This is a genomic window from Arthrobacter sp. 10N410 (genome assembly GCF_056394945.1).
This window is the reverse complement of the sequence record NZ_JBFTIP010000002.1, coordinates 590,302-612,097: the sequence shown is the minus strand read 5'-3', so window position 1 is coordinate 612,097 and position 21,796 is coordinate 590,302. Positions and strand designations below refer to the sequence as shown.

The 21,796-nt window shown below is 68.3% G+C and carries 17 protein-coding genes; 11 read left to right on the top strand and 6 right to left on the bottom strand.

The window, feature by feature from the left end:
* Nucleotide 1: 1 nt before the first annotated feature.
* From AC1DB8_RS07235 to AC1DB8_RS07225, 3 genes are read right to left on the bottom strand one after another with little or no spacing between them, the layout of a single operon-like run.
* Nucleotides 2-2,395 (bottom strand): aerobic carbon-monoxide dehydrogenase large subunit, encoded by a 2,394-nt coding sequence (locus AC1DB8_RS07235; protein ID WP_476892603.1) that lies wholly within the window; start codon nt 2,393-2,395, stop codon nt 2-4.
* On the bottom strand, nt 2,392-2,955 hold the full coding sequence (locus tag AC1DB8_RS07230) for a (2Fe-2S)-binding protein (protein WP_476892602.1): 564 nt from the start codon (nt 2,953-2,955) through the stop codon (nt 2,392-2,394). The genes AC1DB8_RS07235 and AC1DB8_RS07230 overlap by 4 nt, the downstream gene beginning before the upstream one ends.
* A gap of 5 nt (nt 2,956-2,960) precedes the next feature.
* Nucleotides 2,961-3,863 (bottom strand): FAD binding domain-containing protein, encoded by a 903-nt coding sequence (locus AC1DB8_RS07225; RefSeq protein WP_476892601.1) that lies wholly within the window; start codon nt 3,861-3,863, stop codon nt 2,961-2,963.
* Between the two features lie 119 nt (nt 3,864-3,982).
* On the opposite strand from AC1DB8_RS07225, the gene AC1DB8_RS07220 reads away from it, so the two are divergent.
* Both AC1DB8_RS07220 and AC1DB8_RS07215 read left to right on the top strand, forming a co-directional pair.
* The gene (locus tag AC1DB8_RS07220; protein ID WP_476892682.1) at nt 3,983-4,963 is read left to right on the top strand and encodes a LysR family transcriptional regulator; all 981 of its coding nucleotides are present in this window, start codon (nt 3,983-3,985) and stop codon (nt 4,961-4,963) included.
* Nucleotides 4,964-5,086: 123 nt separating this feature from the next.
* Nucleotides 5,087-5,404 carry a DUF6457 domain-containing protein gene (locus tag AC1DB8_RS07215; RefSeq protein WP_441418658.1) on the top strand — a complete coding sequence of 106 codons (318 nt, stop codon included), beginning with the start codon at nt 5,087-5,089 and terminating at the stop codon, nt 5,402-5,404.
* Nucleotides 5,405-5,488: 84 nt separating this feature from the next.
* Here AC1DB8_RS07215 and AC1DB8_RS07210 read toward each other — a convergent pair whose 3' ends face one another.
* Together AC1DB8_RS07210 and AC1DB8_RS07205 are read right to left on the bottom strand one after the other, a co-directional pair.
* Nucleotides 5,489-7,846: an FdhF/YdeP family oxidoreductase gene (locus tag AC1DB8_RS07210; protein WP_476892600.1), complete on the bottom strand. Its 2,358-nt coding sequence runs from the start codon at nt 7,844-7,846 to the stop codon at nt 5,489-5,491.
* Nucleotides 7,847-8,172: 326 nt separating this feature from the next.
* A complete protein-coding gene (locus tag AC1DB8_RS07205) occupies nt 8,173-9,930 on the bottom strand; it encodes a long-chain-fatty-acid--CoA ligase (protein WP_476892599.1) in 1,758 nt (585 codons plus the stop codon).
* A gap of 213 nt (nt 9,931-10,143) precedes the next feature.
* Here AC1DB8_RS07205 and AC1DB8_RS07200 point away from each other — a divergent pair, with 213 nt between their 5' ends.
* From AC1DB8_RS07200 to AC1DB8_RS07170, 7 genes are all read left to right on the top strand, one after another.
* Nucleotides 10,144-11,526 carry an MBL fold metallo-hydrolase gene (locus AC1DB8_RS07200; protein ID WP_476892598.1) on the top strand — a complete coding sequence of 461 codons (1,383 nt, stop codon included), beginning with the start codon at nt 10,144-10,146 and terminating at the stop codon, nt 11,524-11,526.
* A complete protein-coding gene (locus tag AC1DB8_RS07195; protein ID WP_476892597.1) occupies nt 11,523-12,839 on the top strand; it encodes an erythromycin esterase family protein in 1,317 nt (438 codons plus the stop codon). The genes AC1DB8_RS07200 and AC1DB8_RS07195 overlap by 4 nt, the downstream gene beginning before the upstream one ends.
* Before the next feature lie 220 nt (nt 12,840-13,059).
* Nucleotides 13,060-13,929, top strand: a complete 870-nt coding sequence (locus AC1DB8_RS07190; protein ID WP_441418663.1) for a universal stress protein — start codon at nt 13,060-13,062, stop codon at nt 13,927-13,929.
* Between the two features lie 84 nt (nt 13,930-14,013).
* Complete coding sequence (locus AC1DB8_RS07185) at nt 14,014-14,697, top strand: hypothetical protein (RefSeq protein WP_476892596.1); 684 nt, start codon at nt 14,014-14,016, stop codon at nt 14,695-14,697.
* A gap of 190 nt (nt 14,698-14,887) precedes the next feature.
* Nucleotides 14,888-16,096, top strand: a complete 1,209-nt coding sequence (locus AC1DB8_RS07180) for an inorganic phosphate transporter (protein WP_441418665.1) — start codon at nt 14,888-14,890, stop codon at nt 16,094-16,096.
* Complete coding sequence (locus AC1DB8_RS07175) at nt 16,096-16,317, top strand: hypothetical protein (RefSeq protein ID WP_441418666.1); 222 nt, start codon at nt 16,096-16,098, stop codon at nt 16,315-16,317. Before AC1DB8_RS07180 ends, AC1DB8_RS07175 begins: the two co-directional genes overlap by 1 nt.
* 114 nt (nt 16,318-16,431) lie before the next feature.
* Nucleotides 16,432-16,980, top strand: a complete 549-nt coding sequence (locus tag AC1DB8_RS07170; RefSeq protein WP_476892595.1) for a dihydrofolate reductase family protein — start codon at nt 16,432-16,434, stop codon at nt 16,978-16,980.
* Nucleotides 16,981-17,013: 33 nt separating this feature from the next.
* On the opposite strand, the gene AC1DB8_RS07165 is transcribed toward AC1DB8_RS07170, so the two are convergent.
* The gene (locus AC1DB8_RS07165) at nt 17,014-17,478 is read right to left on the bottom strand and encodes a hotdog fold thioesterase (protein ID WP_441418668.1); all 465 of its coding nucleotides are present in this window, start codon (nt 17,476-17,478) and stop codon (nt 17,014-17,016) included.
* Here AC1DB8_RS07165 and polA point away from each other — a divergent pair.
* Nucleotides 17,477-20,383, top strand: a complete 2,907-nt coding sequence (polA, locus tag AC1DB8_RS07160; RefSeq protein WP_476892594.1) for a DNA polymerase I — start codon at nt 17,477-17,479, stop codon at nt 20,381-20,383. The genes AC1DB8_RS07165 and polA overlap by 2 nt on opposite strands.
* A 65-nt stretch (nt 20,384-20,448) precedes the next feature.
* A complete protein-coding gene (locus AC1DB8_RS07155) occupies nt 20,449-21,735 on the top strand; it encodes a GNAT family N-acetyltransferase (RefSeq protein WP_476892593.1) in 1,287 nt (428 codons plus the stop codon).
* The last annotated feature ends 61 nt before the right edge of the window (nt 21,736-21,796 follow it).

Sequence of the window (21,796 nt, the reverse complement as noted above, 5' to 3'; positions counted from 1 at the left end):
CTCAGATCGGCGGCCTTGCCCGGCCCTGCATGGCTGCCCAGACCCTGGCCGGTGTGCACGGCATGTCCATGTGGGTGACCCCGAACGGCGCCAGCGCGTCGACCACCGCGTTCACGATCGCCGGCGGCGAGCCGACCGTGGCGGACTCGCCGATGCCTTTCGCGCCGATGGGGTGGTGCGGGGAGGGCGTGACCGTGAACCCGGTCTCCCAGTCCGGGACTTCCATGGCCGTGGGGATCAGGTAGTCCATGAAGGAGCCGCCCAGGTTGTTGCCGTCCGCGTCGAACTCGATGATCTCCATCAGGGCCATCCCGACGCCGTCGGTCAGGCCGCCGTGGACCTGGCCTTCGATGATCATCGGGTTGATCCGGGTCCCGCAGTCGTCCACTGCGATGAAGCGCCGCACCACAACGCGCCCGGTGCCGGGGTCGACGTCGACGACGCAGATGTAGGCGCCGAAGGGGAAGGTCAGGTTGGGCGGGTCGTAGGTGACTTCCGCGTCGAGGTTGCCGTCGACGCCTTCAGGCAGCGTCATGGTCCCGTGCGCGGCCATCGCGATGTCCTCGATGGTCTTTCCGGCGGTGGGATCGCCCTTCACGAACCAGCGGCCTTTTTCCCATTCGAGGTCCTCCGGGCGGGTCTCCAGCATGGCCGCGGCAATCAGCTTCGCCTTCTCGCGCACCTTGCGCGCCACGAGCGCCACCGCGCCGCCGCTGACCGGCGTCGAGCGGCTCCCGTAGGTTCCCAGCCCGAACGGCGTCTGGTCGGTGTCGCCGTGGACGACGTCGATGTTCTCCGGCGGGATGCCGAGTTCCTCCGCGACGATCTGGGCAAAGGTGGTTTCGTGGCCTTGGCCCTGGCTTTGCACCGACAGCCGCACGACGGCCTTGCCGGTGGGGTGCACCCGCAGCTCGGCGCCGTCGGCCATGCCCAGGCCGACGATGTCGAAGTGCTTGCGCGGCCCGGCGCCAACGACTTCGGTGAAGAAGGAGAGTCCGATGCCCATCAGCTCGCCTCTGGCCCGCTTCTCACGTTGTTCGCGTCGAAGGTCCTCGTAGCCGGCCAGCTGCATGGACAGCCGCATGGCCGCCTCGTAGTTGCCCGAGTCGTAGACCCAACCGGTCTTGTTCGCGTAGGGGAACTGCTCGGGTTTGATGAAGTTCTTCAGCCGCAGCTCCGCGGGGTCCATCTCCAGCTTCCGGGCGAGGATGTCGACCATCCGCTCCACGAGGTACACGGCCTCGGTGACGCGGAAGGAGCAGGCGTAGGCAACCCCGCCTGGCGCCTTGTTGGTGTAGACGCCGGTCACCTTGCAGTGGGCGGCCTGCAGGTCGTAGCTGCCGGTAAAGATGGAGAAGAAGCCGGCCGGGTTCTTGGTGGGCTGGGCGGTGGCGTTGAACGCGCCGTGGTCGGCCAGCACGTTGGTGCGCAGGGCCAGGATCTTCCCGTCCTTGGTCGCGGCGATTTCGCCCGTCATGATGTAGTCGCGGGCGAAGGAGGTGGACATCAGGTTCTCGGAGCGGTCCTCCACCCACTTCACCGGCCGCCCGGTGACGATGGAGCCGACGACGGCGAGGATGTAGCCCGGGTAAATGCCGACCTTGTTGCCGAAGCCGCCGCCGATGTCCGGGGACACGATCCGGATCTTGTGCTCCGGGATGCCGGCCACGATCGCGAAGAGCGTGCGGTGCGCGTGCGGAGCCTGGGTGGTCTCGTAGAGGGTCAGTTTGCCGTCCACGGGGTCGAAGTCGGCGACGGCGCCGCAGGTCTCCATCGGGGCCGGGTGCACACGGGGGTACACCATCTCCTGGCTCACGACGACGTCGGCGCTTGCGAACACGGCGTCGGTCTCGGCAGCGCTGCCCATCTCCCAGTCGAAGATCTTGTTGTCCGTCCGGCCGGCAATTTCGTCCCGGATGAGCGGGGCGTCGGCGTCGAGGGCCTTGCGCGCGTCGACCAGGGGCGGCAGCACATCGTATTCGACGTCGATCAGTTCCAGCGCGTCGCGGGCGGCATACCGGTCCTCGGCCACCACGAACGCGACCTCCTGGCCCTGGAACCGGACCTTATCCGTGACCAGCACGGCTTGGACGTCGGCGGAGAGGGTCGGCGCCCAAGCGAGCTTGAGGCCCTCCAGGTCCTTGCCGGTGATGACGGCGAGCACCTTGGGGTGGGCCAGGGCGTTGGTGGTGTCGATCGACACGAGCCGGGCGTGGGCCACGGGGGCGCGCAGGATGGCGCCGTGCAGCATTCCGGGCAGCACGAGGTCGTCGATGTAGTGGCCCTTGCCGCGGACGAAGCGGGGGTCCTCCTTGCGCTGGATGCGGCCGTAGCCGATTGGCCGGTCCGCGTCGCCGGCAGCGGGGTTGGTCTCCCGCTCATGGATGACGGTCATGCCTTCACCTCTGAGTCTTCGGTTTCCGTGGCGACGTCCGCCACCACGGTGTCGGTCCCTTCGAGAACCTCGTCGGCCCCTTCGCCCCCGCCGGCCGCGGCCGCGGGATGGGCCGCCGCCCACTGCACCGAGCGGACGATCGTCGCATAGCCGGTGCACCGGCAAATCTGACCGGAGATGGCCTGCCGGATCTCGCCGTCGTCCGGGTGCGGGTTCTTATCCAGCAGGGCGCGCGCGGTGAGCATCATGCCCGGGGTGCAGAAGCCGCACTGCAGCCCGTGTTCCTCCATGAAGCCCTGCTGCACGGGGTCCAGCGTGGTCCCGGCGGCGAGACCCTCGACGGTGCGGATGTCGTGCCCGGCGGCCATCGCGGCGAGGACGGTGCAGGACTTCACCGGCTGGCCGTCCAGCAGGACCACGCAGGTCCCGCAGTTGCTCGTGTCGCAGCCCCAGTGGGTGCCGGTCAGTCCGAGCACCTCGCGGATGTAGTGGACCAGGAGCACGCGGGGTTCGATGTCGGAGGTAACTTCGTTGCCGTTCACGGTCATGCTGATCTGCATGCGCTTCAGCCTTCCTGTGTCTGGGGGGCCGTCTGGCCGGCGTTCTGGCCGGCGCGGGCGCAGGCCTGCCGCAGGACGCGCCGGGTGAGTTCGTCGGCCAGGTGCCGTTTGTAGTCGACCGGTCCGCGCTGGTCCGCCACCGGGTCGCAGGCCGCCGCGGCCAGCCGGCCGGCGTCGGCGAACAGCTCTTCCGAGGGGCGCTTGCCGCGCAGCAGTCCGGCGGCGTCGGCGATGGAGTGGTCCAGGCCCAGTGCGGTCAGCCCGATGGCGGCATCGGCGATGCTGCCGTCCTCCGCGAGGGTCACGGATGCTCCAGCGGCCCCGACGGCCCAGTCGCCCACGCGCCGCTCCACCTTCTCGTAGGCGCTGCCGGAACGGGCCTTGATGGGGATGCGGACCTCGCACAGCAGCTCGTCCTGGCCGACGGCGGTCTGGTACGGGCCGCGGTGGAAGTCCTGCATGGCCAGGCTGCGCTCGCCGCCGGGGCCGCGGACCACGGCGACGGCGCCGAGGACGTCGCACACCGTGGAGAGATCCTCGGCGGGGTCGGCCTGGCACAGTGAGCCGCCGATGGTGCCCCGGTTGCGGACCACCGGGTCCGCGATCACCAGCTCCGCGTCCCGGACGATCGGGAACAGCCGGGCGATCTCGTCCGATTCCAGCAGCGTGGTGTGGCGGGTCAGCGCACCGATGCGTAGTTCCGCGCCGTCGCGCAGGATGAAGTCGAGTTCGAAGAGGTCGTTGATGTCGATCAGCCATTCGGGCCGGGAAAGCCGGAGCTTCATCATCGGGAGCAGGCTGTGGCCGCCGGCGATGACCCGCGACTCGGGACCGTGGCGTGCCAGAAGCTCGAGTGCGTCCTCCACCGTGGTGGCCCGAACGTAGTCGAATGGAGCCGGAATCTGCATAGTCCCACCTCACTCCAAGGCGCGGGCAACGCCGCCCGGCGCCGATTTAACGCAAGTCTTGCCCCGCCCCGATGAGGGTGTCAACATCGTCATAAGCGAAAGGTTATGAAGCCGTGTCGATGACGTTGAGCCAGCTGCGGACGTTCGCGCTGGTCGCACGCCTGGGCTCCCTCCACGCCGCCGCAGCCGCCCTCGGGGTCAGCGAGCCGGCCGTGTCCGCGGCCCTCGCGGCGCTTCGGCAGGACCTGGGCGACCCCTTGTTTGTGCGGGCCTCGGGCGGGATCACCCTGACGCCCGGCGGGCGGGCCCTGGCGGACTATGCCCAGGACATTGTCGGGCTCGCGGACCAGGCCCGCTGGGAGGTCGGCAATGCCAAGAACGACGCCGGCCGGCTGAAGATCGCCGCCACCGCGCCGTTTGCCGAGCACGCTGCCGGCCGGCTGCTGGACCTGTTCACCAAGCGGGTGCCGGGGGCCTCGGTGGACGTCGTCGCCGAAGCCGCCGAGGACCTGGCCGGGCTGCTGCTGGAGCGCGCCTACGACATCGCCCTGGGTGCCAGGCCGCCCGCGCCCGCCGGCAATCCGGCGTCCGTCCCGGGCCTGGTCTCCGTCCCGTTCCTCCGCTACCAGCGGGTCTTTGTGGCGGCCCCGGCCGATCCGCTGGGCCGGGTGCACGGCCCGCTCGCGGTGGAACGGTTGCTGGGCAGGCCCTGGTTCGCCGGTCCCGCGGGCATCCTGGAAAGTTCGGAGGAAGGCCGCTGGCTCGCGTCGCTGGGCATCGCCCCGGAGATCATCAGGCTCAGCAGCGAGACCGAGGCCCTTGCGGCCGTGCGCGCGGGGGAGGGAACCATGCTGGCCCTGGGGCACATCGTCCACGCCGAAGTCGCCAGCGGGACGCTGGTGCGGCTGCCCGTCGTCGGAACCCCGGTGGCCGGCCTGTGGTGGGCCAGCACGCTGGACCAGCACAGGACCACCACCATGGCCCAGACCCTGCAGCGCTTCGTCGGCACGGCCGACGCCACCGCGGCGATGGTCGCCCATGGCGGCTCGCGCGGGCTGGAGCGCCGCGGCTCGAAATTTCATGTCGCCCTGTGGAGTTGACGGCCGGGGGAGCCGGCGACTTGGCGGTGAGCGGCTGTGTCGCGTTGCACATTGGCCGGAATCGGTGCTACCCCTTGAGGGACACCCGCTTGACCCCAAGCACCCGACGATGAGGAGTAGCACATGACTTTGCCCCGAGATGAAGACAGCTCGCTGCGGCACTGGAGCGCCCGACTGATCCAGGCCCTGCAGATCCTGGATCTGGAAGTCGACCACGACAAGATCGTCGAAGTCGCGGACGAGTCACTGAAGGCGGTCGGGCCGCACGCGGACGCCATCAGCGCTTTCATCGTCGGTTACGCCGCCGGGACGGCGTCCACCAACGGCCGCAAGAGCACCCAGGAGGCGGTACACGCCGCGTCCAACAAGGTCATCGAGCTGTGCGAAAACGGTGAGGCCGGCGGCCCGGACGAGGAGGGCTGGGCCAAGCGGGCCCAGTAACACCGGAGCAGTAGCGAAAAGCGAGCAGGCCGCGTCCCCACCGGGGGCGCGGCCTGCCTGCGTGTCGCGGAGGTGCCGGCGGGCCTAAGCCGGCACGGTGACTCCCGGGGCTGCATGGAGCCGGGCCGGGCTGTCCGGCGACTGGTCCAGGCTCGGCTCAAGGCGCACGATGACGGCCTTCGAGATCGGCGTGTTGCTGCCCTCTGCCGTGTGGTTCAGTGGCACCAGCACGTTGGCTTCGGGGTAGTACGCGGCGGCGCAGCCCCGGGCCGTCGGGTAGGAGACCACGCGGAACTTGCGCAGCACACGCTCGACGCCGTCCTGGTACTGGCCGTGGATGTCCACAAACAGCCCGTCGGCCAGGCCCAGCTCGGTCAGGTCCTCCGGATTCACGAACACCACGTGGCGGCCCTTCTTGATGCCCCGGTAGCGGTCGTTGTGGCCGTAGATGGTGGTGTTGAACTGGTCGTGCGAGCGCATGCTCTGCAGGATCAGGGTGCCCTCCGGCCGCTCCACGTGTTCGAGTTCGTTCACCGTGAGCACGGCCTTGCCGGTCGGCGTCGGGAAGGTGCGCGAGTCCCGGGGTCCGTTCTCAAGGATGAAGCCGCCTTCCTGGCGGATCCTGGTGTTGTAGTCCTCGCAGCCGCCTACGACCCGCGAAATGTGGTCGCGGATCAGGTCATAGTTCTTCTCGTAACCATCCCAGTCCGCCTTGATCTTGTCGCCGACGAGGGCTTTGCCGAGCCGGCTGAGGATGGCCGGTTCGGAGAGCAGGTGGTGTGAAACGGGCTCCACGCTGCCCCAGGAGGGGTGGACCGCGCAGACCGTGTCCTCGACCGAGACGAACTGCTCGCCGGATTCCTGGATGTCGATCTCGCTCCGGCCCATGGTGGGCAGGATCAGGGCCTCGGCGCCCGTCACCACATGCGAGCGGTTGAGCTTGGTGGAGACCTGGATGGACATTTCCGTCCCGGCCATCGCGGCCTCGGCGGCGTTGGTGTCGGAAATGGCGCCGACGAAGTTGCCGCCGACGGCCATGAACACCTTGATCTCGCCGTCCTGCATCTTGTTGATGGTCTCGACCGCGTCCACGCCGTGCTCGCGGGGCGGTTCGAAGTCGAATTCCTCGCCGAGGGCTTCCATGAAGGACTGCGGCATCTGTTCCCAGATGCCCATCGTGCGGTCGCCCTGCACGTTGCTGTGGCCGCGGATGGGTGAGGCGCCCGCGCCGGGCTTGCCCATGTTGCCGCGCAGCAGGAGCAGGTTGATGATTTCCTTGATCGTGGCCACGCCCTTCTTCTGCTGCGTGATCCCCATGGCCCAGGTGATGATGACCTTCTCGGCCTTCAGGTAGCGGGCGGCAAGCTCGTCGATCTCCTCGGTGCGCAGCCCGGTCGCTTCCAGCACCGCCTGCTCGTCCAGCAGGGCCAGATGTTCCTTGAGCTCCTCGAGCCCTTCGCAGTGCTCGGCGAGGAAAGCGTGGTCCAGGACCGTGCCGGGGTTCTTCGCTTCGGCGTCGAGCACCCGCTTGGAGACGGCCTGCAGCAGGGCCATGTCCCCGCCGATCCGGATGTGCAGGAACTGGTCGGCGATGGACGTGCCGCGGCCGATGATGCCCTTGACCTTCTGCGGGTTCTTGTAGCGGTGCAGCCCGGCCTCGGGGAGCGGGTTGACAGCGACAATTTCGCCGCCGTTCTCCTTGCAGTTCTCCAGCTCGGTGAGCATGCGCGGATGGTTGGTGCCCGGGTTCTGGCCCATGATGATGATCAGGTCTGCGTCGGCGTAATCGTCGAAGTTGACCGTGGCCTTGCCGATGCCGATGGTCTGGCCCATCGCCCAGCCCGAGGACTCGTGGCACATGTTGGAGCAGTCCGGCAGGTTGTTGGTGCCGTAGCCACGGACCAGCAGCTGGTACAGGAAGGCAGCTTCGTTGGAGGTGCGGCCGCTGGTGTAGAAGGAGGCCTCATCCGGGGAGTCCAGGCCCTTGAGCTTCTCCGTGATGATCCGGATGGCGTCGTCCCAGCTGATCGGCTTGTAGTGGTCCTCGCCGCTGGGCTTATAGACCGGCTCGGTCAGCCGGCCCTGCATGCCCAGCCAGTAGTCCGAGCGGTCGCGGAGTTCACTCACCGAGTGCTCCGCCCAGAACGACGTCGGGATGACCACCGGAGTGGCTTCCCAGGTGACAGCCTTCGCGCCGTTCTCGCAGAATTCGAAGGCCTTCCGGTGATGCGGGTCCGGCCAGGCGCAGCTCGGGCAGTCGAAGCCGTCCTTCTGGTTCATCTTCATGACCGTCTTGCGCGTGCGGTTCAGCCCCATCTGCTCAATGGCAGGCTTCATGGAGTGGTAGACGCCCGGGACGCCGGCGGCCCAGTGCTTCGGCCCGTCGCCGACCTCCAGGTCCTTTTCGTTCTCTTCTTCAACGCGCGGAGTCTTACGAGTCACGACAACTTCCCTTCTGCAGACGCCGCCGGTAGTCCGGCGGCCGGCACAACTACCTCTAGGCACCCTACCTGCCCTCTTGTGACAGGCCTATCAGCTTGCCCGGAGCGCCGTCAGGAAATGGGCAGGCGCCGACGGCGGCCGGACTCCAGATTTTCCCAAGGTCCGTCCCCGATGCTGGCACCACCATCAGCGTCCGCAGACAGAAGCGCGGCATCCGACCGCGGACGTCCAGCCGCGGCAGAACTGCCAGGGGCCGGGTCCGGGACGCTTGAGATGGGACCGCCGGCTGCCGGGTTCCCAGCGACCCGGCAGCCGGCCCGCCTCCGTCAGCGGCCGGCCACCAGCATGTCCCGGATCTCGCGGCGCAGGACCTTGCCGATCAGCGAGCGCGGCAGCACGTCCAGGACCGCGACGCGGCGGGGAACCTTATAAGCCGCCAGCTGCCCGCGCGCGTAATCCAGCAGGGCGCCGGTGTCGAGGGTGCCCCCCGGGGCGGGTACGACGGCGGCCACGACATCTTCGCCGCCGCCGGGCCGGGGCAGGCCTACCACGGAGACCTCGGCGACGCCGGGGTATTCGGCGAGGACGTCCTCCACCTCGGTCGGTGAGATGTTAAAACCTCCGGTGATGATCAGTTCCTTGATCCGGTCCCGGATGGTGACGAAGTAGTCCTTGTCCACCGAGACGATGTCGCCGGTGCGGAACCAGCCGCCCTCCAGCAGGGCCTCCTCGGTTTCCTCCGGGCGGTTCCAGTAGCCGGCGAAGACCTGGGGTCCGCGGATCAGCAGCTCGCCCGCCTCGCCCGGGGCGCGATCGATTTTCACGTTCTGCGGGTCCACGACGCGGACGTCGGTGAGCGGGAACGGGACACCCACCGTGCCCGGTTTGCGGCTCGGGCCGAACGGGTTGCCGACCGAGATGGGTGAGGTCTCGGTGAGCCCGTAGCCTTCGATCAGGTACCCGCCGGTTGCTTTCTCCCAGGTTTCCACGGTCGCGGCCGGCAGGTTCATGGCCCCGGAAATGGAGAACCGGATGCCCTTGAGGCTGATGCCCCGCAGTGCCGCCGCGGCGGCGATCCGGTCGTAGATCGGAGGGACCGCCGGCAGGAACGTCGCCGGAGACTTCCGGTACGCCTTGAGCACCAGGTCGACGTCGAACTTGGGGAAAAGCACCAGCCGCGCACCAATGCTGAGGGCGAAGGTCATGCAGAGCGTCAGGCCGTAGGCGTGGAACATGGGCAGCACCGCGTACACGGTTTCGCGGCCGTCCTTGAGCCCCGGAACCCAGGCCCGCCCCTGGGCGGCGTTGGCCTGCAGGTTCGCGTGCGTGAGCATGGCCCCCTTCGGCGCCCCGGTGGTGCCGCTGGTGTACTGCAGCACCGCCAGGTCCTCCGGCGCCGGGCGCGGGTGCCGTTTCTTCAGTTCGCCCGCCTTAAGAAGGTCGTGCCACGGCAGGACCGTGCGAGATGCACCCCCCGTGTGGGCGCGGGGGGCGGGCTTCCCGGCGGCCAGCGCGGCCCGCGCCTTCCGGGCCGCCGGCAGCGGCAGCCGCAGTGCGAGCCGCTTGGCCAGCGGCATCGAGGGGATCAGCCCGACCGAGACGATACTCCGGAGCCCGACGTCGGCCGGCAGCTGCAGCACCCGGTCCACCGCCTTGTCCCAGACGATCGCGACGGCGGCCCCGTGGTCCTCGAACTGATGGCGCAGTTCCCGGTCCGTGTACAGCGGGTTGTGCTCCACCACGACCGCACCGAGCCGCAGCGCCGCGTAGAAGGCGATCACATGCTGGGGGCAGTTCGGCAGCACCAGGGCGACCCGGTCACCGGCTTTCACGCCCAGTTTCTTCAGGCCGGCGGCCGCCCGGCTGATCAGCGTCCCGAGTTCCCGGTAGCTGGTCGTAGCCCCGAAGAACTCGAGTGCCGTCTTACTTCCGAAGCGCCGGACGGAGGAATCCACCAGGTCCACGAGGGAACCCGTGGGCAGCTTGAGGTCGGCAGGGACGCCCTGGCTGTAATGCCTCGTCCACGGACGGTCCGCCCAGGGGAGGCCGGGAACCGGGGCGCCTGGGCGTGATTTCTTGTTCATGCGTAGTCCTTGCCACTGGGAATGGCGGCGTCCGGTTTCCCTTCCCGCCCGAAGGCCTGCCCGGAGAGCCTGCCGGAAAAAGCCTACCGGTGCGGGCCCCGCCGCTCTGCCCGTACCCTGCCTGCTGCCGGCCGCCGCCCGTGACTTTTGGCCCTAGGTGGGGGCCCGGATTGCGCGGAAGGTGGGGTTGACGGACTCGGGAACGGAAGCACCATGAAACACGAGCAGCCGACCCTCCGGTTCTTCGGCGCAACGGACACCGTGACCGGCTCCCGCTACTTGCTCGAAGCCGGCGGACGCCGGGTGCTGGTCGACTGCGGCCTGTTCCAGGGCTACAAACGCAGCCGCGAGCGCAACCGTATGCCCTTCCCCGTGCCGCCCCGCTCGCTCGACGCCGTCGTCCTCACCCATGCGCACCTGGACCACACCGGCTACGTCCCGGCGCTGGTCCGGGACGGCTTCGCCGGGCCGGTCTACGCCACCGACGGGACCACCGAGCTGTGCAAGCTGATCCTGCCGGACAGCGGCTACCTGCAGGAAGAAGAGGCCCGCTACGCCACGCACCGCGGATCCACCCGGCACAGCCCGGCGCTGCCGCTCTACACCGCCGCGGACGCCGTCAAGTCGCTGAACAGCTTCAAGATCCGCGACTTCGACGACCCGTTGGATCTTGGCGGCGGAATGGAAATGACTTTCGTTCCGGCCGGCCACATCCTGGGGGCCGCGCAGGTGCACGTCCGGTTCGGCTCCCAGTCGGTGCACTTCACCGGCGACCTTGGCCGCTCCGACGATCCGTTCATGTTCCCGCCCCGGCCGCTGGGCGCCGTGGACGTGCTTGTCACGGAGTCCACCTACGGCAACCGCAAGCACTCCACCCTGGATCCCGAACAGCAGCTCGGGGAAATCATCACACGGGTCGCCAAGCGCGGCGGGGTGGTGATGTTCGCCGCCTTCGCCGTCGGACGGGCCGAGACGCTCATGCTCTACCTCTCCCGGCTCCGCCGCAAGAACGCCATCCCGGACATTCCGGTGTACCTCAACAGCCCGATGGCCATCGACGCCTCGGACATGTACCAGCGTCATCCGGAGGAGCACCGGCTCAAACGGGACGAATACGAGCACATGTACAGCCTCGCCAAGCTCACCCGCAGCGTGGACGACTCCAAGCTGCTGAACCTGCGCGGCGGGCCAATGATCATCATTTCCGCCAGCGGCATGCTCACCGGCGGCAGGATCCTGCACCACCTCGCCGCCTACGGCCCCGACCCCAAAAACGCCCTCATCCTCAGCGGCTACCAGGCCGGCGGCACCCGCGGCGCTTCACTCGCCGCGGGTGAGCGTGAGGTCCGGATCTACGGCGAAGACGTCAAGATCCGGGCCGAGGTCATCCAGATGGAAAACCTGTCCGCGCACGCGGACACGGACGGCCTGATCAACTGGATGCAGGCCGCACCGGCGGCGCCGCGGATGACCTACATCACGCACGGCGAGCCGGAATCCTCGGACGCGCTACGGGTGAGGATAAAGCGTGAACTGGGCTGGCGGGCCAGGGTCCCGGAGCACCTGGAGCGGATCGACATCGGGGACCCGCGGTGAACCCGGGCAACGTCACCAAGGCATCCGTCCTGGGCGAGATCCATTCCCTCGCGCGGCCGCTCCGCACCGAACGCGATCTGGACGGACTGGTCCGGCGCGCCGCGGACTGCCGCTTCACGGCGATCGGGGAGGCCTCGCACGGCACCCACGAGTTCTACACCTGGCGGGCCACGCTCAGCCGCCGGCTGATCGAGGAACAGGGCTACACCTGGATCGGCGTGGAGGGGGACTGGCCCGACTGCTGGCGGCTCAACCAGTGGGTCCGGGGCCAAACCGGGCAGGACCAGGGCGTCCATGCGCTCCTCGCCGGGTTCCAGCGCTGGCCCACCTGGATGTGGGCGAACGAGGAAGTGGCCGGCTTCCTGGACTGGCTGCGCACTTGGAACTCCCGCCGGCCGCTGCCGGAACGGGTCGGCTTCTACGGCCTGGACGTCTATTCGCTCTGGGACTCGCTGCGCGAGATCATCGCCTGGCTCCAGGAACACGTGCCCGACGCCGTGCCCGCCGCGATGCGCGCCTGGCAGTGCTTCCTGCCGCACCACGAGGACCCGCACCAGTACGCCTGGAGCACGCGGCTGGTCCCGAACTCCTGCGAGGCCGACGTCGTGGCCCTGCTCAGCGAAGTGCGGAGCCGTGTGTTCACCCCGGGCGACCACGACGAGGAAGCGTTCGACGCCGTCCAGAACGCCGAGGTCGCGGCCAACGCCGAGCACTACTACCGGATCATGGTCCGCGGCGACAGGCAGTCCTGGAACGTCCGGGACCATCACATGGCGGACACGATCGACCGGCTGAGCCGCCACCTGGGCGCGGCATCCAAGGGCATCATCTGGGAGCACAACACCCACGTAGGGGACGCGCGTGCCACCGACATGGCGCGGGACGGCCTGGTCAACGTCGGCCAGCTGCTGCGGGAGCGGCACGCGCTCGACGGCGTCATGCTGGTCGGCTTCGCCGCACACCGCGGCGCGGTCATCGCCGCCGACTCCTGGGGGACACCGGAGCGGATCCTGCCCGTGCCCGCGGCGCGGCCCGGCAGCCACGAGGATTTCCTGCACGAAGCCCTGGGCGTCCCGGCGGTGCTGGAGTTCGGCGACGACCGGACCGGGCCGTGGCTCTCGACCTGGCTCGGCCACCGGGCGATCGGGGTGGTCTACCACCCGGAGCGGGAGCAGGGGAACTACGTCCCGACCCGGATGGGGGAGCGTTACGACGCCCTGATCTGGCTCGAGGACACGGCCGCGCTCCGCCCGGTGCACCATGAGGGCCCGCCCCGGGAGCCCGAATTCGAGACCGAACCGACCGGCTTCTGAGCCGGTTGTGCGGGGCTTAAGGCCCTAACCCGCCACCGGGGGCCGGGGCACACTGAAGTGTCGGCAGAGCCTCGGAGCTGCCGGAGAGTCATGCCGGAGTGCAGCGGCCGCCAGCAACGGTCTCCGCCGCGGTCTTAGCAGTGGTCACAGAACGGTGCGCTGCCGGGATCCCGTCGAGGTCACGTACACCTTCACGCTATGGAAAAGAGCAGGATTCAGCATGAGTAAACCAATCGTCGTCGGCATCAACGGTTCGGCGGGCAGCGAAGCCGCGCTGGCGTGGGCACTCGACCGCGCTGCCCGGCAGAAACTTCCGGTCATATGCGTCCACGCCGTGGACGACCGCTGGATGTCGCCGGACTTCCAGTACCACGAGCTGATCCGCGAATCCGGGATGGAACTGCTGGAGAAGGCCAAGGCCAACGCGAAGAACCAGGCCCCCGACGTGGACGTAGACGTCCAGTTGCGGCACGGAAGCCCGGGTTCGGCGCTCCGGGAAGCGTCCAAGGATGCGTCCATGGTCGTCGTCGGCGGCCACGACAAACATTGGATGGACGGCGGCCCAATGACGGACCGCGCCCTCCAGATCGTGAGCGCCTCGGACAGCCCGGTCACGGTCGTCCCGGTCCAGCGCGGCACGGGCAACCACGGCGTGGTGGTCGGCGTGGACGGATCGGAGGAGTCGCTCCAGGCCGTGGCTTTCGCGGCCGCCGAAGCCGACCGCGGCGGCGACGAACTGACCGTGGTCCTGGCTTTCCGCAGCCCGGCCCGCTGGGTGGAACACCAGCTGCCCGAAAGCGGGCTCGCGGAGACGATCGTTGAGGAGGACCGGATTGTGCTGGCCGAATCGGTGGCCGGCCTCGGGGACAAGTACCCGGACCTGGTAGTCCACCAGCGCCTCGAAACGGACACGGAGCCGGCGAAGGCCCTTGTTGACCTTGCCCGGGAGGCGCGGCTGCTGGTGGTCGGCAGCCGCGGCCGCGGCGGCTTCTCCAGGCTGGTGCTCGGGTCCACGGCCCATGCCGTGTTGCTGAACGTACCGTGCCCCACGGTGGTGACCCGGCTGCACAAGGTCAAGCACGAAGACTGACCCGGTAGCTGGCGGGTTTTGCCACGACGGCCCCCTTCGCGGAGGGGGCTTTCCGCTGCCCGGGTCCGGTGGGAGGATGTTGCCGTGGATTCCCTGTTCAATTTTATCGGCCACAACTGGTGGCTGGTGTTCCCCTTGAGCGCGCTGCTCGCCAACTGGGCCCGTTCCTGGGGCAAGGCCGCCGAACGCCGGCACCGCCGGAAGGTGGAGCTGTACCGGCTGAAGAACCACCAGGCCGAGGTGGAACAGGCCGGCCGCGACGAGGTACAGGCCCTCATCGACGCCCACGACGCCGTCAACCGGCGCTGGCTGGACTACGAACTGGACGTCGGCAAACTGATTGACTTCCCCGTGATGACCGATGTGCGGGAGCCCCTCACCGTGGCCTTCCTGCGCGCCAAACGCGAAGCCGACGGCCTGCGCCCGGCGGACCCCGGACAGCTCACGACGTCGGCCCGGCTGACGGAATACCGCGCCGCCGTGCGCGGCTATGAACTGGCCTTCGACGTCGCCGAGCGCGAAGCCCGCCGGCTCAAGGACAGCAACTTCACCGGACCGGAACGCGAGCGGCTCGCCACGGCCCGGAAACTGCTGCGGATCGCTTCCGACGGCGCCGCCACCCCGGCCGAGCGGCAGACGGCGTACAAGCGGGCACGGCGGGAGCTGGACGGCCTGATCGTGCTGCCGGAGGCAACGGTGGCCTCCCTGGAGGAGAAGATTGCCGGCATGCTCGACGCAGGTCCGGCGCTGGGGACACCGCAGGGCTGACCGCCGCCGGCTCCGCGGCCGGGCACGTTGTTTTGCCCTGCACCCATTGGCACGTACGATCTATAGGGTTTCAGGACAGCTTTGGTGAACTGCGCGGGTGCACGCCGCTTGACAGCGGGTGAACAGTGAGAAGCAAGGCCGCCACGGGGAATGAAACTGCTGACCGTCGACTCTGCAGATTGGGCAACAGGTGGAAATCACCGTAATGGTGGCGCTGGTTATTGCGCTGGCGCTTTTCTTTGACTTCACGAATGGATTTCACGACACCGCGAACGCGATGGCGACACCCATCGCGACCGGTGCCATCAAGCCCAAGACCGCCGTCGCCCTCGCGGCAGTGCTGAACCTGGTGGGGGCGTTTCTTTCCACCGAGGTGGCCAAGACGGTGTCCGGCGGCATCATCCGGGAAGGTTCCGACGGCGTCCAGATCACCCCGGACATCATCTTCGCCGGCCTGATGGGCGCCATTCTGTGGAACATGATCACCTGGCTGAAGGGTCTGCCCTCCAGCTCCTCGCACGCCCTCTTCGGTGGCCTGATCGGTGCGGCCATCGCCGGCATCGGCCTGCACTCGGTGAACTTCACCTCGGTGCTCCAGAAGGTCCTCCTGCCCGCAGTTTTCGCCCCCGTCATCGCCGCCGCCGTGGCCTACGTGTGCACCCGGCTGGCCTACGCGCTGACGGCCCGCCATGACCCCGAGACCGGCAGCAAGCTGACGCAGAAGCGCGGCGGGTTCCGCACCGGACAGATCTTCACCTCCAGCCTGGTGGCCCTCGCGCACGGCACCAATGACGCGCAGAAGACCATGGGCATCATCACCCTGGTGCTCATCTCGGCCGGAAGCCAGGCTCCCGGCTCGGGACCGCAGCTTTGGGTCATTGCGGCCTGCGCCCTGGCCATCGCGATCGGCACGTACTCCGGCGGCTGGCGGATCATCCGGACCATGGGTTCGGGCCTCACCGACGTCAAACCCGCCCAGGGCTTCGCCGCGGAGACCAGCACCGCGGCCGCCATCCTCGCCTCCTCCCACCTCGGCTTCGCCCTCTCCACCACCCACGTGGCCTCGGGCTCGGTGATCGGCTCTGGGATGGGCCGCCGCGGCACCACCGTGCGCTGGGGGACCGCGGGGAAGATCGTCGTCGGCTGGCTCTTCACCCTCCCGGCCGCCGGGATCGTCGGTGCCCTCACCGCCATGCTGGTGCACACCGGCACGGTCGGATTCGTCATCGCCGCAGTCGCCGGCACGGCAGCCGTGGTCTACATGTTCGTTGCGTCCCGGAAGTCCCACGTCGGCCACCACAACGCCGTCGAGGTCGAAGAGGCCGGCCAGGCCATCCGGTTCGCCAAGAAGAAGGCGGCTGCGGTCAGCCGCAACAACAACTCCAAGGGTGGCCGGTAATGAAGTGGCTTGAACTCGTCCTGGTAGCGGGGGCCACCCTCGTTTCCGCAGTGACCGTCGTCGTTCTCTACGCCCTGGGCGTGCGTCTCACCGCCATCGCCGGGGACGTCCGGACCAGCCAGCCGGGCTGGATCCGGCCGCTTTCCTATGTCTGCTTCGGCCTCTGCGGCATCGCGGTGCTCTTCGGGCTGTACCTGATCATTCCGTACTTCAGCAAGTAGCCGACGGCGGCGGCGCCGGCCGGGCACCCCGCACCGGAAGCGGTGCTCCCGGGAGCGGGTGCTCTGCGAGCGGGTGCTCTGGGAAAAGGCCCCGGCGGTGGCTACGCTATGCACATGCCCGGCTTCCAGTACTTCGTAGCGGCCTCCCTGGACGGCTTCATCGCCACCGCGGACGACGACCTCGACTGGCTGCTCCAGTTCGACGGCTTCGCCGGCGGCAAGGAGAGCTACGAGACCTTCATGGCTGACGTCGGCTGCATCGTGATGGGCGGGGCAACCTACGCCTGGCTTACCGAGCACGAGCCCGGCAACTGGCCCTACCCGGGAACCCCGTGCTGGATCTTCACGCACCACGAACTGGCGGCCCCGAAAGGCACGGACATCACCTTTGTCCGCGGACCCGTGGCCGAATTCGCCGAGGACCTGATGGACGCCGCCGCGGGCAAGAACGTCTGGGTGGTGGGCGGGGGTGTCCTCGCCGCGCAATTCGCCGACGCCGGACTGCTGGCGGAACTGATCATCTCGATCATCCCGCTCGTCCTGGGCAGCGGGAAGCCGCTGCTTCCGCTGGCCCGCCCGACGGCGCCGCTGGATCTGCTCTCGTCGCAGACCATGGGCCGCGGCATCGTCGAGCTCCGCTACCGCCTCCCGGGCGGCTCCTGACGCGGGACTGAAACCCGGCTTACCGCGGAAACGCTACTCGGTCACATCCCGCAGCAGGTTGGTGATCCGCGCAGTGGACAGCCGGCGGCCCTGCTCGTCGGTCATCACGATTTCATGCGTCGTGAGCGTGCGGCCCAGGTGGATGGCGGTGCAGGTCCCGGTCACGGTGCCGGAGGAGATCGCGCGGTGGTGCGTCGCGCCGACGTCGATCCCCAGGGCCTGTCGCCCCGGACCGGCGTGCATGCCGGCGGCGAAGGACCCCAGCGTTTCGGCCAGCACCACGTGCGCGCCGCCGTGCAGGATTCCAGCCACCTGGGTGTTGCCCTCCACGGGCATGGTGGCGACGGTGCGTTCAGGGCTCAACTCGAGGAAGTGGATTCCCATCTTCACCACGAGGGCGCCCACCCCCATCCGGCCCAGCCAGTCGTGCAGTTCCGCGGGAACGCCGGCGGCTTCCAGTTCGGCGGCGAACGGGGCGGGCGTGAAATTGTCGATCATGGCAACTAGGCTGGCACCTGTGAGCGAAACTACCAAACCGGCCCCTTCCCCTTCTGCCGCAGGCACTGCAACGGCTGCCGCAGGCAGCACAACATCCGCCGCCACCGATGCGCTGGCGGATGCCGTTGCGGCGTCCGGCGGTTCCCTGCTCGTGGCCGAGGCGGCGAAGAAGCCCCGGCGCAGCAGGCCCGAGGTTTCCGCCACCGAAGCGCCGGTCATTCCCATCACGGACCAGCCCCGCCTCCTGGTACTGGACGGACACTCCATGGCGTTCCGGGCATTCTTCGCCCTGCCCGCGGACAAGTTCTCTACCTCGACCGGGCAGCACACCAACGCCGTGCATGGCTTTACGTCGATGCTGATTAACCTGATCAAGGCGCAAAAGCCTACCCACGTGGCCGTGGCTTTCGACGTCTCCGATGACACCACCCACCGCAAGGCCGAGTACGACGGCTACAAGGGCGGACGCAATGAGACCCCGCGGGAAATGAGCGGCCAGATCGACCTGATCGATAAGGTCATGGGCGCGTGGGGCATCAAGACCATCAAGATGCCCGGCTGGGAGGCAGACGACATCCTGGCCACGCTCGCCGCGATGGGGGAGAAGGCGGGCTACGAGGTGCTGCTGGTCTCGGGCGACCGGGATGCCTTCCAGCTCATTACGGACAACGTGTTCGTGCTCTACCCCAAGAAGGGTGTCAGCGACATTCCCCGGATGGACGCGGACGCCATCCAGGAGAAGTACTTCGTCAGCCCGGCCCAGTACTCGGACCTCGCCGCCCTGGTGGGCGAGAGCGCGGACAACCTCCCCGGCGTTCCCGGCGTCGGGCCCAAAACGGCGGCCAAATGGATCAACCTCTACGGCGGCCTTGAGGGCGTCCTGGAGAACCTTGACGCGATCGGCGGAAAGGTGGGGGACGCCCTCCGCGAAAACGTCGAGGAGGTCAAGCGGAACCGGCGGCTCAACCGGCTCCGCACCGATCTGGAGCTGCCCGTCACCCTGGACGAGCTCGCCGACCCGCGGCCGGACCAGGCCGCCCTTGAGGAGCTGTTCGACGCCCTCGAATTCAAGACCATCCGGACGCGACTCTTTGCCCTGTACGGCAGTGAAGTGACGGAAGCCGAGCGGGAAAGCATCGAAACCCCGGACTTCACGATCCCCTCGGACGCCGCCGAGCTGGGCGCCTTCCTCGCGGGCGGCGCCGGGAAGCGGTCCGCCATGGCGGTCGACCTCGTGCCGGGCCGGATCGGCGAGGACGCCGCCGCGCTGGCGATCGTGCGTGACGACGCCGCCGTGTACATCGACCTGGCCCGGCAGGACGCCGACGCCGAAAACGTCCTGGCCGCTTGGCTGCGTGACCCCCAGGCCGCCAAGGTGATGCACGGGTTCAAGGCCGCACTGAAGGCGCTGACTGCCCGCGGTCTGGAACTTGAGGGCGTGGTGGATGACACGTCCATCTCCGGCTACCTCATCCAGCCCGACCGCCGCAGCTACGAGCTCGCCGAGCTGGCGCAGCACCACCTCAACGTTGCGGTTTCGCAGGAAGCCGCGAAGGAAGGCCAGCTTGAGCTGGCGTTCGACGGCGACGACGCTGCCGCCGCCGGTGCGCTGGTGCACGTCGCCGCCGTCGTCCAGGCCCTGAGCCGCTACTTCGAATCAGAGCTCAAAGAGCGCAAAGCGCAGGACCTGCTGACCACCCTTGAACTGCCCGTCAGCCGGGTCCTCGCCGACATGGAACTGGCAGGAATTGCCATCGACATGCCGCGCATGGATGAGCAGCTGGCGGACCTCGCGAAGGTGATCGACAACGCGCAGGAGCAGGCCTTCGCGGCCATCGGCCATGAGGTGAACCTCGGCTCGCCCAAGCAGCTCCAGACCGTCCTGTTCGACGAGTTGGGCCTGCCCAAGACCAAGAAGATCAAGTCCGGCTACACCACCGACGCCGCCTCGCTCAAGAACCTGCTGGAAAAGACCGGGCACGAATTCCTGGTCCAGCTGATGGCGCACCGCGAATCCTCGAAGCTGCGCCAGATGCTGGAGTCGCTGAAGAAGTCCGTCGCGGAAGACGGCCGGATCCACACCACCTACGCGCAGAACGTCGCAGCCACGGGGCGGATCTCTTCCAACAATCCGAACCTGCAGAACATCCCGATCCGCAGCGAGGAAGGTCGCCGTGTGCGCGGCATCTTTGTGGTCAGCGACGGCTACGAGTGCCTGCTCTCCGCGGACTATTCGCAGATCGAAATGCGCATCATGGCCCACCTCTCGGGCGACGCCGGACTGATCCAGGCGTACAAGGACGGCGAGGACCTGCACCGGTTCGTGGGGTCCAACATCTTCCATGTGCCCACTGACCAGGTAACCAGTGCGATGCGTTCCAAGGTCAAGGCGATGTCCTATGGGCTGGCCTACGGTCTGACCTCGTTCGGCCTGTCCAAGCAGCTGGAGATTTCCGTTGACGAGGCCCGGACGTTGATGAAGGACTACTTCGACCGGTTCGGCGCCGTCCGCGACTACCTGCGCGGCGTCGTCGACCAGGCCAGGATCGACGGGTACACCGCCACCATCGAGGGCCGCCGCCGGTACCTTCCGGACCTGACCAGCACCGACCGGCAGCTGCGCGAAAACGCCGAACGGATCGCGCTCAACTCGCCGATTCAGGGCTCCGCGGCCGACATCATCAAGCGGGCGATGCTGGGCGTGTCCGGCGCGCTGGCCGAACAGGGGCTGAAATCACGGATGCTGCTGCAGGTCCATGATGAACTGGTCCTCGAAGTCGCCGAGGGCGAACGCGAGGCCGTCGAGAAGCTCGTGACGGAACAGATGGGGGCCGCGGCGCAGCTCTCGGTTCCGCTGGAAGTCCAGATCGGCATCGGCTCCAGCTGGTTCGAGGCAGGGCACTAGGCCCGGCCCCGGAGCCGGGCGTTCAGTTCTTTCAAAGTTGCAGGAATTTCCAGGGGGAGAAGCACGTGGCAGAGCAGTATGACATCAGGCGTTTCCAACCGGCGGCCAAGGACGACGCGACATACCCGGAGTCGGTCGCCTGGATGCGGGCCGTAGCCTTCGGCTTCCACGACGCCCGCCGAAGCGACGAACGGGTCGACAGAGGCCTTGAGATGCAGCGCGCGGACGGGCGGGTATTGACCGGTGCCTACCAGACCGGTCCAGTGGCCGAGCATGCCCTCGGCACCGATGTACCGGTGGCAACGTTCGGCACGATGACCAAGACGCTGAACATTGGCTACGGCCGGCTCCTGGACACGCGGCTCGTGACTGCCGTCACCGTGCGGACCTCGCACCGCCGCCGCGGCCTGTTGCGCCGGATGATGGCGGAGGAGCTGGGGCTGGCACGGCAGGAGGGGCTGGCGATGGCGGCACTGACGGCCTCGGAAGCGTCCATTTACGGCCGGTTCGGCTTCGGCGTTGCGACCTCGGAACAGTCGATCAAGGTCGACACGAGTGCCCGCTTCGTCCTGAACCACACGCCCGTTGGGAGCGTTGAGGTGGCTGATCCCAAGGTGCTCCTTGAGTTGGCGCCGGTGATCTTCGAACGCTTGCACCGCCAGACGCCGGGTTCGGTGGACCGGCACGAGTTTTACCGGCAATTCGCTTCCGGTTCCATCAGCCGGGAAGACGGTGAGGACCCGAAAGTCAAGGTCGCGCTGCACTACGACGCCGACGGCGCCGTGGACGGCTACGTGTCCTACAAGTTCGGCGGCTGGTCCAGCACCCCGTACACGATGGACGTCGTCGATCTGGTGGCCGCCACCCGCACCGCCTACCTGGAGCTGTGGCAATACCTCGGCGCCATCGACCTCGTCGAACGCGTGACCTGGGACGAGGCGCCCGTTGACGATCCGCTGCCGTGGGCGCTCACGGACCCGCGCTGTGTTGATGCCTCGGACGCCCGGGACATGCTCTGGCTGCGGATACTGGACGTGGAGAAGGCGCTGGCCGCCCGGCGCTATTCCGCCGACGGAGCCCTCGTGCTGCGCGTCACCGACAGCCTCGGCTTCGCGGCGGGGACGTTCGCCCTGCAGGTCGGCGGGGGAGAGGCGACGGTTACGCCGGCCCCCGACGCCGAACCGGAGCTGACGCTGGATGTCGCGGACCTCGGCTCCATCTACCTGGGCGCCGTCTGCCCGGTGACCCTGCAGGCGGCCGGCCGGCTTATCGAACACACCCCGGGGGCCGCGCTGACTGCGCGGCTGATGTTCGCCGTCGAACGCGCACCGCACTGCCTCACGCACTTCTAGGAGGGCGCCGGCGGGCTCCGTTGCGCTTTGACCGGCGTTGACGTATACGATTAGACTAAAC

Coding starts and splice junctions, on each gene's coding strand:
- AC1DB8_RS07235 (WP_476892603.1), bottom strand. CDS start 2,395: ATGACCGTCATCCATGAGCGGGAGACCAACCCCGCTGCCGGCGACGCG.
- AC1DB8_RS07230 (WP_476892602.1), bottom strand. CDS start 2,955: ATGCAGATCAGCATGACCGTGAACGGCAACGAAGTTACCTCCGACATC.
- AC1DB8_RS07225 (WP_476892601.1), bottom strand. CDS start 3,863: ATGCAGATTCCGGCTCCATTCGACTACGTTCGGGCCACCACGGTGGAG.
- AC1DB8_RS07220 (WP_476892682.1), top strand. CDS start 3,983: ATGACGTTGAGCCAGCTGCGGACGTTCGCGCTGGTCGCACGCCTGGGC.
- AC1DB8_RS07215 (WP_441418658.1), top strand. CDS start 5,087: ATGACTTTGCCCCGAGATGAAGACAGCTCGCTGCGGCACTGGAGCGCC.
- AC1DB8_RS07205 (WP_476892599.1), bottom strand. CDS start 9,930: ATGAACAAGAAATCACGCCCAGGCGCCCCGGTTCCCGGCCTCCCCTGG.
- AC1DB8_RS07200 (WP_476892598.1), top strand. CDS start 10,144: ATGAAACACGAGCAGCCGACCCTCCGGTTCTTCGGCGCAACGGACACC.
- AC1DB8_RS07190 (WP_441418663.1), top strand. CDS start 13,060: ATGAGTAAACCAATCGTCGTCGGCATCAACGGTTCGGCGGGCAGCGAA.
- AC1DB8_RS07175 (WP_441418666.1), top strand. CDS start 16,096: ATGAAGTGGCTTGAACTCGTCCTGGTAGCGGGGGCCACCCTCGTTTCC.
- AC1DB8_RS07170 (WP_476892595.1), top strand. CDS start 16,432: ATGCCCGGCTTCCAGTACTTCGTAGCGGCCTCCCTGGACGGCTTCATC.
- polA (WP_476892594.1), top strand. CDS start 17,477: ATGGCAACTAGGCTGGCACCTGTGAGCGAAACTACCAAACCGGCCCCT.
- AC1DB8_RS07165 (WP_441418668.1), bottom strand. CDS start 17,478: ATGATCGACAATTTCACGCCCGCCCCGTTCGCCGCCGAACTGGAAGCC.